The sequence below is a fragment of the Catenulispora pinistramenti genome (assembly GCF_018274385.1).
Lineage (GTDB): Bacteria > Actinomycetota > Actinomycetes > Streptomycetales > Catenulisporaceae > Catenulispora > Catenulispora pinistramenti.
The window spans coordinates 1-11978 of sequence record NZ_JAAFYZ010000282.1; the positions used below are offsets into that span (position 1 = coordinate 1).

Annotated in this window: 11 protein-coding genes; 3 read left to right on the forward strand and 8 right to left on the reverse strand. The window is 71.1% G+C overall.

The genetic code is table 11. The features are described from left to right. On the reverse strand, nt 1–182 hold a 182-nt coding region (locus KGQ19_RS43540; protein WP_498038952.1), incomplete at its 3' end, for a nucleotide-binding protein. Continuing rightward, nucleotides 179–1075 (reverse strand): LysR family transcriptional regulator, encoded by an 897-nt coding sequence (locus KGQ19_RS43545; RefSeq protein ID WP_212020623.1) that lies wholly within the window; start codon nt 1073–1075, stop codon nt 179–181. The genes KGQ19_RS43540 and KGQ19_RS43545, both read right to left, overlap by 4 nt. Before the next feature lie 110 nt (nt 1076–1185). Between KGQ19_RS43545 and KGQ19_RS43550 the strand changes: the two genes are divergently transcribed. Genes KGQ19_RS43550 through KGQ19_RS43560 form a run of 3 tightly spaced genes read left to right on the forward strand, consistent with a single transcriptional unit; the run spans nt 1186 to nt 5134 of the window. Beyond that, on the forward strand, nt 1186–2109 hold the full coding sequence (locus tag KGQ19_RS43550) for an EamA family transporter (RefSeq protein WP_212020624.1): 924 nt from the start codon (nt 1186–1188) through the stop codon (nt 2107–2109). Between the two features lie 17 nt (nt 2110–2126). After that, nucleotides 2127–4358, forward strand: a complete 2232-nt coding sequence (recD2, locus tag KGQ19_RS43555) for an SF1B family DNA helicase RecD2 (RefSeq protein WP_212020626.1) — start codon at nt 2127–2129, stop codon at nt 4356–4358. Further along, nucleotides 4355–5134: a 1-aminocyclopropane-1-carboxylate deaminase/D-cysteine desulfhydrase gene (locus KGQ19_RS43560; protein ID WP_212020628.1), complete on the forward strand. Its 780-nt coding sequence runs from the start codon at nt 4355–4357 to the stop codon at nt 5132–5134. The genes recD2 and KGQ19_RS43560 overlap by 4 nt, the downstream gene beginning before the upstream one ends. A gap of 1 nt (nt 5135) precedes the next feature. Here the strand turns inward: KGQ19_RS43560 and KGQ19_RS43565 are convergent, their stop codons facing one another. From KGQ19_RS43565 to cobJ, 6 genes are all read right to left on the reverse strand, one after another. Beyond that, a complete protein-coding gene (locus KGQ19_RS43565) occupies nt 5136–6533 on the reverse strand; it encodes a TldD/PmbA family protein (protein ID WP_212020630.1) in 1398 nt (465 codons plus the stop codon). Next, a complete protein-coding gene (locus KGQ19_RS43570; protein WP_212020632.1) occupies nt 6530–7966 on the reverse strand; it encodes a TldD/PmbA family protein in 1437 nt (478 codons plus the stop codon). Before KGQ19_RS43570 ends, KGQ19_RS43565 begins: the two co-directional genes overlap by 4 nt. A 10-nt stretch (nt 7967–7976) precedes the next feature. After that, nucleotides 7977–9062 carry an Rv2231c family histidinol phosphate aminotransferase CobC gene (gene cobC / locus KGQ19_RS43575; RefSeq protein WP_212020634.1) on the reverse strand — a complete coding sequence of 362 codons (1086 nt, stop codon included), beginning with the start codon at nt 9060–9062 and terminating at the stop codon, nt 7977–7979. Further along, complete coding sequence (locus KGQ19_RS43580; RefSeq protein ID WP_212020636.1) at nt 9016–9879, reverse strand: sirohydrochlorin chelatase; 864 nt, start codon at nt 9877–9879, stop codon at nt 9016–9018. Before KGQ19_RS43580 ends, cobC begins: the two co-directional genes overlap by 47 nt. Further along, a complete protein-coding gene (locus KGQ19_RS43585) occupies nt 9876–10490 on the reverse strand; it encodes a precorrin-8X methylmutase (protein WP_212020638.1) in 615 nt (204 codons plus the stop codon). The genes KGQ19_RS43580 and KGQ19_RS43585 overlap by 4 nt, the downstream gene beginning before the upstream one ends. Nucleotides 10491–10527: 37 nt before the next feature. Beyond that, a partial coding sequence (gene cobJ / locus KGQ19_RS43590; protein WP_212020640.1) for a precorrin-3B C(17)-methyltransferase occupies nt 10528–11978 on the reverse strand: 1451 nt, incomplete at its 5' end.

The following is an 11978-nucleotide window of genomic DNA, read 5'->3' on the forward strand; positions in this document are numbered from 1 at the left end:
GCCCCGGTCCCGGCCCCGACCACCATCGAATTGTTCGACATGTTCTGCGCCTTGAACGGCGCCACCCGAACCCCCTGCCGGGCCAACCACCGGCAGATCCCAGCGGTGACAAGGCTCTTCCCGGCATCGGACGTAGTCCCGGCGACCAGCAGCGAACCCGTCCCGCCGGACAAGTCGATCATGGCACCAGCTTAGCCGCGGCCGCGGTGAGCGCCGCGATGACCTCCGGGTACTCCGCCCCGGAGCGCACCGCGATCAGACTGACCCGCCGCGGCCAGTCCTCCTTCAGCGGCAGCAGCACCACGCCCTCGGGCACCTGCAGCGGAACGCCGAGCGTGGGCAGCAGCGTCACGCCGAACCCGTTGGCGATCAGCGCCAGGACCGCGCCGAAGTCGGTGGCCCGATACCGCCCGCGCGGCTGGAACCCGGCGTCGGCACAGATGGCCGTCACCTGGTCGTGGCAGGAAAGCCCCTCGGCGGCCAGCACGAACGGCTCCTGGACCAGATCCGTCAGCGAAACGTGCTCCGCCCCGGCCAGCCGGTGCCCGGCCGGCAGCGCCGCGTGATAGATCTCCTCCAGCAATGGCAGGATCTTGATCCGCGGATCCCCGAGCAGCGGCCGGTTCGGCGCGGCCATCACCACCGCGACGTCTACCGAACCGTCGATCAGGTGCGCCACCGAGTCCTCGCTCTCGGTGTCGGCGACCTCGAAACCCCACTCCGGATGCGCGTCCCGGAGCACCCGCATCGCCGGTGCCACGACCGCCATGATCGCGGTCGGGAACCCCGCGATCCGCACCGTCATCGGCACCGGGGAGATCGCCCGCAGCTCCGACTGCGCCCGCTCCAATTGCGCGAAGACCACGTCGGCGTGGGTCACCAGTACCCGCGCCGCCTCGGTCAGCACCACGTTGCGGCCGCGTCGTTCCAGCAGTTCGCAGCCGGTACTCTTGCTCAGGACGGCCAGCTGCTGGGACACCGCCGAGGGGGTCAGGTACAGGGCCTCGGCGGCTGCGGAGACCGTGCCGTGATCGGCCAGCGCGCGCAGCGTCCGCAGTTGGCGTACATCGAGCATCCCCGCCACCTTCGATCATTCAGATCATTCAGATCATTCAGTTCAGCTTAACGGTTTCGCGAAAAATCATTCGCTGGTGCTAAACGATAGCCCAGCCGGACACTTTCGTCATGCGTAATCCCCGCCACGTCACCCTGGCCGTCGCGATCGTCCTGATCTGGGGCGTCAACTTCATCGCCATCGGGCACGCCCTCGAAGGCTTCCCGCCGATCCTGCTCGCCTCGCTGCGGTTCGCGCTCACCGGCCTGGCGGCGTTCTTCGTGCCCCGGCCCAAGGAAGTGCGCTGGTACTGGATCGCCGGCAGCAGCGCGTTCATGTTCTACGGCCAGTACGTCCTGCTCTTCACCGGCATGGCGCACGGGATGCCGGACGGCCTGGCCTCGCTGGTCCTGCAGAGCAACGCGCCGTTCACGGTCCTGGCCGCGGCGCTGCTGCTGAAGGAGCGCACCGGGATCCGGCAGGTGGCGGGCATCGTGGCGGCCATGGCCGGGCTCGGCGTGATCGGCGCCGGACGCGGCGGGAACGTGCCGCTGTGGTCGCTGCTGCTGGTGATCACCGCCGGCGCGTCGTGGGCCCTGGGCTCGATCTGCAACCGCAAGGCCGGCGCCACCAACGGTTTCGCGCTGATGGTGTGGGCCAGCGTGTACGCCACTCCCCCGCTGTTCCTCACCTCGCTGGCGACCGAGGGGCCGCACCGGATCGGGAACGCTTTCGCCCACCTGCACACCGGACCGGTGCTGGGCCTGCTGTACGTGGTGCTGATGTCGACCTTCGTCGGCATGGGGGCCTGGGTGGTGCTGCTCACCAAGTACCCGGCCTCGGCGGTCGCCCCCTACACCCTCGGCGTCCCGCCGATCGGGATCCTCGCGGCGCTGATCGCGAACGGCGAGCGGATGACCGCGCTGGAGATCGCCGGCTCCGTGGTGGTACTGGCCGGGCTGGTGGCGATCGTGTGGCCGCGACGAAGCCCAATCGCCTCCGATCCGTCCGTGCTCGCCGCTAAAGTCGACAGGACCGCCCAAGCCGTCGCCTAGCACCGGAGAACACCGCCTTGGCCGCACCGACCACCGAGCCGCACGGCACCTCGCTCGCCGTCGTCGAAGGCGTCCTGGAGCGGATCACCTTCGCCAATGAGGAGACCGGCTACACCGTCGCCCGCGTGGACACCGGCCACGGCGCCGGGGACCTGCTCACGGTGGTCGGAGCGCTGCTCGGGGCGCAGCCCGGGGAGTCGCTGCGGATGCGCGGGCGGTGGGGCTCGCATCCGCAGTACGGCCGGCAGTTCACCGTCGAGAACTACACCACGGTCCTGCCGGCGACGGTCGCGGGCATCCAGAAGTACCTCGGCTCCGGGCTCATCAAGGGCATCGGGCCGAAGACCGCCGAGAAGATCGTCGGCCACTTCGGGGTCCAGACCCTGGCCGTGATCGAGGAGGCCCCGCAGCGGCTGATCGAGGTGCCGACGCTGGGACCGAAGCGGACCAAGCTGATCGCGGCGGCCTGGATCGAGCAGAAGGCCATCAAGGAGGTCATGGTCTTCCTGCAGTCGGTCGGGGTGACCACGTCGATCTCGGTGCGGATCTACAAGGAGTACGGCGACGCCGCCATCGACGTGGTGAAACAGGAGCCTTACAAGCTCGCCTCGGACGTGTGGGGCATCGGCTTCAAGACCGCCGACTCGATCGCGGTCGCCGTCGGGATCCCGCACGACTCGCCGGAACGGGTGAAGGCCGGGATCCAGTACGCGCTGTCGCAGGGCTCTGACGCCGGGAACTGCTATCTGCCGCGCCAGAAGCTGCTGGAGGAGTCGGTCAAGATCCTCACTGTGCCCCTTGAGCTGGCCTCGGCCTGTCTGGACCAGCTGATCGAGGCCGAGGGCGTGGTGGCCGAGGACATCCCCGACCCGGACGGCTACGACCCCGATGAGCCGATCCGCGCCGTCTACCTGGTCCCGTTCCACCGCGCCGAGGTATCGCTGGCCGCGCAGCTGCGGCGGCTGCTGGAGGCGCCGGACGACCGGCTGGGCTCGTTCGCGTCCGTGGACTGGGACAAGGCGCTGACCTGGCTCAAGGAGCGCACCGGGGCCGATCTGGCACCGGAGCAGACCGAGGCGGTACGGCAGGCGCTGACCTCGAAGGTCAGTGTCCTGACCGGCGGCCCGGGCTGCGGCAAGTCGTTCACGGTGCGCTCGATCGTCGAGCTGGCCCGGGCCAAGCGCGCCCGGGTGGTGCTGGCCGCGCCGACCGGCAAGGCGGCCAAGCGGCTGGCCGAGCTGACCGGGGCCGAGGCGATGACCGTGCACCGGCTGCTGGAGCTCAAGCCGGGCGGGGACGCCGCATTCGACCGGGACCGGCCGCTGGAGGCCGATCTGGTGGTCGTGGACGAGGCCTCGATGCTGGACGTGCTGCTGGCGAACAAGCTGGCCAAGGCGGTCGCGCCCGGCTCGCACCTGCTGCTGGTCGGGGACGTGGACCAGTTGCCGTCGGTCGGGGCCGGTGAGGTGCTGCGGGACTTGCTGGCCGCCCCGCGGGTGCCACGCGTGCGGCTGACACAGGTGTTCCGGCAGGCGCAGCAGTCCGGTGTGGTGGTGAACGCGCACCGGATCAACTCGGGGAAACCGTTGCGGCTGGAGGGGTTCAACGATTTCTTCCTGTTCGTCGAGGACGAGACCGAGGACGCCGCCCGGGTGGCGGTCGAGCTGGCGACCACGCGCATCCCCAAGCGCTTCGGCTTCGATCCGCGCCGCGACATCCAGGTCCTCACGCCGATGCACCGCGGCCCGGCCGGCGCCGGCACGCTGAACGGGCTGTTGCAGGAGACGCTGACGCCGGCGCAGCCGTCGCGGCCGGAGAAGCGCTTCGGCGGCCGCACGTTCCGGGTCGGCGACAAGGTCACGCAGATCCGCAACAACTACGACAAGGGCTCGAACGGGGTCTTCAACGGGACCGGCGGGGTCATCACGTCGATGGTGCTGGAGGACCAGACGCTGGTGGTGCGCACCGACGAGGACGAGGAGGTGCCCTACGACTTCGCCGAACTGGACGAGTTGCAGCACGCCTACGCGATGACGGTGCACCGGTCGCAGGGCTCTGAGTATCCGGTGGTCGTGGTGCCGGTGACGATGAGCGCGTGGATGATGCTGCAACGGAACCTGCTGTACACGGCCGTGACGCGGGCGAAGAAGCTGGTGGTGCTGGTCGGCTCGAAGCGGGCGCTGGCACAGGCGGTCCGGACCGTGTCGGCCGGGAAGCGGTTCACCGGGCTGGATCACCGGTTGCGATGACGGAGCTCATTCTGCGTTTCGACAGCAACAAGCCGCGCAAGCTGAAGTACAACCTGGCCGCCGCGCGTGCGGCCGGGGCTTCGGCGCTGCTGACGTTCGGCGGCGCGTACTCCAACCACATCCGCGCGGTCGCGGCGGCCGGTCGGGCTGAGGGGTTCGCGACGATCGGGGTGATTCGCGGCGAGGAACATCTGCCGCTGAACGAGTCGCTGGCGTTCGCGGTCGGGCAGGGGATGCAGCTCGCTTATATGGACCGCCAAAGGTATCGGGCGAAGGACTCGGCCGAGGTACGGCAGTTCTTGCAGCGCACGTTCGGGGAGTTCTTCTTGATCCCGGAGGGCGGGTCGAATCCGGCGGCGGTACGGGGATGCGCAGAGTTGCCGGGTGAGATCGCAGAGCCCTTCGACGTCATCTGCTGCCCGGTCGGGACCGGCGGGACGTTGGCGGGGATCGCGGCCGGGCTTGGCCGGGGGCAGCGGGCGATCGGGTTCGCCGCGCTGAAGGGCGGCTTCCTGACTGGCGAGGTCGCCGACCTGCAGCGGCAGACCTACGGGAAGGTCTTCGACAACTGGCACGTCGAGGACGACTACCACTTCGGGGGCTATGCGAAGGTGCCGGCGGAGTTGGACGCTTTCGCGGAGCGGTTCGGGGCCGAGCACGGCTTCGAGGTGGACCGGATCTATGTCGCCAAGATGCTTTATGGCATCACGGAGATGATCGCGGCCGGGAAGTTCGCGGCCGGCGCTCGGATCATCGCCGTGGTGACCACCGGCTGAATCAGCCGCTCGCGCCACCCGTGAAGTTCCACCCGGCCAAGCGCAGCGCCGGAGCCATCGCCGAGTAGGCGCCGTACTTCGAGGCGAACGCCGGCGCGTGCGTCCCGATCCCCAGCACCCGCCCCGGCGCCAGCGCCTCGGGGTAGGACTGCGTGAACCGCAGGTTCTTCACCGGCCGCGTGATCTCGCCGTTCTCGATCAGCCAGACGCCGTTACGCGTCAGCCCGGTCATCACCAGCCGCCGCGGGTCCAGGCAGCGCGTGTACCAGTGGTCTGTCACCAGCAGTCCGCGCCGCACCTGCGCGACCAGGGCCTGCACCGAGGAGTCCGCCGCCGGTCCCTCGACCTCGGTCGGGGTCAGGTCGACCGTCGGCTCCAGCCGCACGTTGATCGGCTCCGCGCCTTCCACCGCGCTGGAGGCGCCGGCGTGCCCGGTGCTCGTGACGCCGGCTTCGCGCGCCGAGCGCCGGTCGTGCGCGACCGCCCGCGTGACGCCGTCCCGGACCAGCTCCAGGCGGTCGCGCGGGGTGCCTTCGGAGTCGAACAGGGGGCCGGCGGCCGGGCCGGAAAGGGGATCGTCCACCAGGCTGACCGAGGGGTCGAACTGCTGCTCCCCGAGTCGCACGAACGACGTGCCCTCGGTCAGCGACTTCCCGTTGAAGCCGTAGCCGCCCAGGACCCACAGCACGTCGCTGACCGCCGTCGGCTCCAGCACCACCTCGTACTCGCCGGGCTCGATCTCGACAGGGTCCCGCGACGCCAACGCCTTCGCCGCCGCGCGGGCCCCGAGCGCGGCGCCGTTCAGGTCGCTCATCCGGCGCGAGGCCTGCCGCGAGGCGCCGTCGGAACTCGCGGTCTTGGCGATGCCGTCGATGGCGGCCTCGACGACCGTCCCGTGCAGGGCCTGGCCCTCGGAGTTCGTGTAGGCGGTGACCACGAGCCGGTTCCGGTAGAAGCCGGCCGCCGTGAGATCGCCGACCGCGTCCACGTACGCCTTCACCTGCTCGGCCCGCGCCTCGGGCCCCGCGCCGCCGGTCGCCAGGTCCGGCTCGGCCGAGGCCACCGGCAACGGCGCGCGGCTGGACAGCCCGGCCCAGCCCGGGTCCGCGGGCGAGAGCCGTACCGCGGCGACGGTGCGCTCGACCAGCGCCGCCAGGCCCGCATCGTCGGTGACCGTCGTGGCGTTCACGGCGGTGCGGCCGTCGGCGTGGATCCGCAAGGTGACCGTGTCGGTGTCGCTGGCGACGTTCTGGTGGATGTAGGAGTTGGCGAACCGGGTCAGTGCCAGGTGCTCGTGCTCGACCGTCACGTCCACGTCCGCCGACCCGCCGACGGCCGTCCGCGCGGCCTCCAGCACCCGCTCGGCGGTCTCGGTCCGCGCCCCGGTGTCCGGGCTCATCCCCGCACCCCCACTCGCACGTTCTGGAACCGGGCCGGCGCCGCCGGGTGCCCGGTGTGCCCGACCTGACCGGGCTGGCCCTTGCCGCAGTTCGGTGTGCCCCACGGGACGATCTCGTCGGAGAGCATGTCCATGCTCTGCCAGAACGTCGGGCCGATGCCGGTGTAGGTGGGGTTCTTCACCATCCGGCCGAGCTTGCCGTTCTTCACCTCATAGCCGACCTCGCAGCCGAACTGGAAGTTCAGGCGCTTGTCGTCGATGGACCACGACCGGTTCAGGTCCATGAACACCCCGTCGTCCGTCGCGGCGATGATCTCGTCCAGGGTGTGCGGTCCGGGTTCCAGGCCGACGTTGGTCATGCGCACGATCGGCAGCCGGGACCAGTCCATCGAGCGGACGCTGCCGCCGTAGTCGAGCCCTGCGACCGCCGCGCTCTCCCGGCCGGCGAGCACTCCGGTCCAGATGCCGTTGCGGACCGCGTCCCGCTTGCCCGCCTTCGTGCCCTCGTCGTCATAACCGAACGAGCCCAGGGCGCCGGGATAGGTGGCGTCGATGACGATGTTCATCAGCTCACTGCCATACCGCAGCGAACCGAGCTGGTCCAGGTCCAGCCACGAGGTGCCGGCGTAGGCCGCCTCCCAGCCCAGGATCCGGTCCAGCTCGATGGCGTGGCCGACGGACTCGTGGATCTGCAACGCCAACTGCTCCCCGCCCAGGATGAGCGTGGTCTGGCCGGACGGGCACTGCGGCGCGCGCAGCAACGCCTGCGCCTCGTCCGCGATCCGGGCGGCGTGCGCGGCCAGGTCCAGCTCGGTGACCAGCTCCCAGCCGCGGGTGCCGTACTGGCCGCGCCGCGAGGGGTAGGAACGCACCTGGGTCTCACGCTCGCCGACCGCGGTGGCCGAGATGCCGCCGCCGCACTCCCGGATGTGCTGGTCGATGCGGTGGCCCTCGGAGGAGACGAACCACTTGCGGGTGTCCCAGATCTGGTAGACGCCGGTCGCGATGTCAGCGCCCTGATCCCGCATCACGGCGGTGGCGGCGGTCAGCAGGTCGCCCTTGTCCGACACCGGCACTTCCAGCGGGTCCACCTCGCACTCGCTGGCCCAGCTGCCGACCTCGGGGTCGGCCGGGATCATGCTGGCCGGGCCCGGCACCCGCGAGGAGGCCCGGGCGATCTCCACGGCCTGCCGGCCGGCTGCCCGGACCGAGGACGCGTCCAGGTGCGGCGTCGCGAAGAAACCCCAGCTGGACCCCACGAGCGCCCGCACCCCGATGCCGACCGTCTCCCCCTGGTCCAGCGCCTCCACGGCACCGTTGCGGGCGGACATCGACTCGGTGCGGCGGTGCATGACACGGGCGTCGGCGTAGCGGGCCCCCAGCGCGAGCGCGTGCTCCACGGCCTGGTCGGCGGCGTCGAGGTAGCTGCTCATGGCATCGACCCTATCCCGCGTCCCACCGGACCGTCGCGGCGAGTTGCTGCCACCGGTCGACCAGCAGGTCGGTGGCGGTACGGTCGCGCACCGCCACCCGCAGCCAGTCCGGGCCCAGGCCGGGGAAGGTGTCGCCGCGGCGCACGGCGATGCCCTCGGCCCGCAGCCGGGCCCGGAGCTCGGCCGCGTTCGGCGTCCTGACCAGTACGAACGGCGCGCGGGACGGGGCCGGGACGGTGACGTCGGGGAGCTCGGCGAGGCGGGCCAGCAGGTGCTCGCGGTCCTGGTCGCACTGCTTGGCGAGGGCCTCGGCTTCGGCCAGGGCGTAGGGCTCGCAGCCGGCCCGGGCGGCGATCAGGGCCAGCGAGGAGACGGACCAGAGCGGCTGCGCGTTTCGCAGGGCACTGATGAGCGGTGCCGGGCCGAGGATGTAGCCGACCCGGAGCCCGGCCAGGCCCCAGGTCTTGGTCAGGCTTCTGATGACCACGACACCGGTGAGGTCGGGGTGGTCGGCGAGGGTCTCGGTCTCACCGGGGACCGCGTCCATGAAGGCTTCGTCGACCACGATGGTGCGGCCCGGCCCGCGCAGGCTCGCGACGGCGCTCTTCGGGTGCAGGACCGAGGTCGGGTTCGTCGGATTGCCGAGCATCACGAGGTCGGCCTCGGCCGGGACGGCGGCCGGGTCCAGGGTGAAGTCACCGGTCAGGAGGTGGCGGTCGACGTGGTGACCGGCGGCCCTCAGGGCGGCTTCGGGTTCGGTGAACTGCGGGTGCACGACGAGCGCGTGGCGGGGTCGCAGGACTCTGGCAAGCAGGACGAAGGCTTCGGCGGCGCCCGATGTGAGCAGCACTTCGTCCGGGCTGCGGCTATGACGCTCGGCGACGGCTTCGGTGGCCGCGCGGGCATCGGGGTACGCGGCCAGCGTCTCCAGCCCTGCGGCAAGGCGATCCCGGAGCCAGCGCGGAGGTTCGGCGACGCGGACGTTGACCGCGAAATCGTGGCGGATGCCCACGTCCCGCAGCTCCGCGTCGCCGTGGTGTCCCAGGTCTTCAGCCATGCGAGTGGGCGTGGGCGTGGTGGCTGTGGCCGTCTTCATCAGGGTGATGATGCGGTTCCTGGCCGGCCCCCACCTTATCTTCGAACCCTGGCATCGCGATCCGGTAGACGCAGGTGTCGCAGTTCATCCGGATGTCGCCCGCGACGGCTTCGGCGTGGCGTTCCAGGACCAGGTCGGCGAGTTCGTCGCAGTCGCCGATGACCGGAGCGACGTCATAGCCGGCGGCCTGTTCGACGATGCGGTCCGGCAGCACGCCGCGGAACAGGAAGTAGGGCAGCACCACGATCCGCTTGGCACCCAGGCGCCGGCAGCGTTCCAGGCCTTCGGCCACCGACGGATGTGCCAGGGACACGAAGGCCGGCTCGACCATGCCGATGCCCCGACCCTCCCACAGCAGGCGGGCGGCGCGGTAGACCTCGGCGTTGGCATCGGGATCGGTCGAGCCGCGGCCGACGAGCAAAACCGCGGCGTCGGCGCGTTCCTCGTGCGGGAGAACGGTATTCAGGCGTGCTTCGAGCAACGACAGGATGGTCGGGTGCACGCCGAGGGGACGGCCGTAGGCGAAGGACAGCCCCGGGTGGCGCAGGCGCTCCCGGTTCAGCGAACCGGGGATGTCGCCCTTGGCGTGCCCGGCGGCGACCAGGACCAGCGGCACCGCGGCCACCCGCCGGTGCCCGGCCTCGACCAGCCGCGTCACCGCCTCGCCGACCGCCGGCGCCGACAGCTCGATGAAGCCGCCGTCCACCGCCGCCACGGCCTGCGGCGCCCGGCGCGCGACGCGCTGCACGAAGGCGCGGAAGTCCTGCGCCCCCTCGGCGTCGCGGGTGCCGTGGCCGACGATGAGCAGGGCGGTCATGATGCGGTTCCTTCTTTCACCAGATCTGCGTAAATCAAAGCATTGAGTGCGGCGGCGGCGACGGCCGAACCGCCCTTGCCCGAGACGTTCGACACCGCCGGCAACCCGGACTCCCGCAGCGCCGCCTTCGACTCGGCGGCCCCGACGAACCCCACCGGCAGGCCGATGACCAGCGCGGGGCGGGCCTGCTCGGCGATCGCGATCAGCTCGAACAAGGCGGTCGGCGCACAGCCGATGACGTAGACCGCACCCGGCCCGGCCTGCTCGGCGGCGATGCGCAGCGCGGCCGCCGAGCGGGTGATGCCGTTCTCGGCCGCCCGTTTCGGCGCGGCGGGATCCCGGATCGCGCAGACGGCGTCGCGGCGAGTGATGCCGGCAGCGACCATCTCGACGTCGGCCACGATCGGGGCGCCGGCTTCGAGAGCGGCGGCGGCACTGGCCAGCGCGGCTTCGTCGGCGACGAGGTCGGTGGCGTAGTCGAAGTCGGCGCTGGCATGAATGACACGCTCGATGACAGCCTTCGTATACGGGGGCAGCGTGCTGGTGTCGAGCTGCGTGCGCAGGATGCGGTAGGACTCCGCCTCGATGGGGTGGACGGTACGGGCACTCATCCTGCGGCCTCCAGCTTCATACGTCCGGACACGGCACTCATTCAGCACTCCAGGTGTAGCCGCGCGGCGTCACCATCCGACCCGCAGCCACCCGCGTGTGGGTGCTGCCGACCAGGACGATCGTGTACATGTCCACATCGGAAGGATCGAACTGACTCAGGGTGCTGATCCACGCCCGCTCCCCCGGCCGCGAGGCGTCCCGCACACACCCCACCGGCGTCGTCGGCGGCCGATGCTGCTTGAGAACACCGAGCGCATGGCCGAGCTGCCAGTCCCGGCCCTTGCTGCGCGGGTTGTAGAAGACGGTGACGAAGTCCCCCTCAGCAGCCGCCTTGACCCGGCGCTCGATGGCAGGCCACGGCGTGTGCAGATCGGACAGGGAGATGACCGCGTGGTCGTGACCGAGCGGCGCCCCAAGAATGTTGGACGCGGCAAGCGAGGCGGTGATGCCCGGCACACCCACCACATCCACATCATCGAGGTCTGCGAAGAGGTCGAGCGCAGGACTGGCCATGGCATACAGGCCCGAGTCGCCGGACCCCACGAGCGCCACCGCACGCCCCTCCCGCGCAGTCCGGACCGCATCCCGGGCCCGCGCCTCCTCACTACCGAGCCCCGTCGCACGCACCTCGGTACCGGGCCGCAGCAGATCACGGATCTGGTCGAGGTACTGATCGAGCCCGATGACAACGGAGGCGCGGCGCAACTCGGCCACCGCACGCGGCGGGAGCAGGTCGCGCGCCCCGGGACCGAGGCCGATGAGCGCTAGGCGGCCCCGGGGGGCCAGCCGGGCCACGGCCGCGGTGGCCATCGGAGCCGGGCCCTCGTCCGCCGAAGCGCTCTTGGTCTTCGGCACGATCAGCTCGGCGAGCGGCCGATTCGGGCCGTCGTAGCGCGCGGCGGCCTCGGCGACCGAGGCCGTACCGACTTCGGCGCGTACCACTTCGCTCGGGTTCGGCACTTCGATCTCGGCCAGCGCCTCAGCCGGGTGGAACACGACCTGCCACCCACGCCGCCGAGCCGCCTCGAGGATCCCGACCTCATCAGCCTTGGCATCCACCGACGCCAACCGCGCCACCGACGCCGGACTCAGCCCACCACCGGCCAGCGCACGATCCACCGCATCCAGCACTTCCTCGGCAGACACCCCACGCGAGGCACCCACCCCCACCACCAACGACGGTGGTCGGTAGATCAGGTTCGCGACGCCGGCGCCTGGGCTTGCATTAGCTGCATCCGGGCTCGCGCCGTCAGCAGGTCCGCTCACCGAGCTACCCGAGCCCGAGCCGCTTGCAACCGCGCTTCCCGCATCCGCCGGACCACTCGCCGCGACACCCGCACCGCTCGCAAGCGAACCTCCCGCTTCAAGCAGACCGCTCACCGAGCTGCCCACCTGAGCCTCGCCCGACGCTAGCTCCCGGCCGACCTGTGCTTCGACCCCGGCGCCCGGGTTCGGGGCTCCGCTCGCGACGACGCCCGCCCCAGCCC

Coding starts and splice junctions, on each gene's coding strand:
- KGQ19_RS43585 (WP_212020638.1), bottom strand. CDS start 10,490: ATGAGTGCCCGTACCGTCCACCCCATCGAGGCGGAGTCCTACCGCATC.
- KGQ19_RS43560 (WP_212020628.1), top strand. CDS start 4,355: ATGACGGAGCTCATTCTGCGTTTCGACAGCAACAAGCCGCGCAAGCTG.
- KGQ19_RS43550 (WP_212020624.1), top strand. CDS start 1,186: ATGCGTAATCCCCGCCACGTCACCCTGGCCGTCGCGATCGTCCTGATC.
- cobC (WP_212020634.1), bottom strand. CDS start 9,062: ATGAAGACGGCCACAGCCACCACGCCCACGCCCACTCGCATGGCTGAA.
- KGQ19_RS43545 (WP_212020623.1), bottom strand. CDS start 1,075: ATGCTCGATGTACGCCAACTGCGGACGCTGCGCGCGCTGGCCGATCAC.
- KGQ19_RS43570 (WP_212020632.1), bottom strand. CDS start 7,966: ATGAGCAGCTACCTCGACGCCGCCGACCAGGCCGTGGAGCACGCGCTC.
- KGQ19_RS43580 (WP_212020636.1), bottom strand. CDS start 9,879: ATGACCGCCCTGCTCATCGTCGGCCACGGCACCCGCGACGCCGAGGGG.
- KGQ19_RS43565 (WP_212020630.1), bottom strand. CDS start 6,533: ATGAGCCCGGACACCGGGGCGCGGACCGAGACCGCCGAGCGGGTGCTG.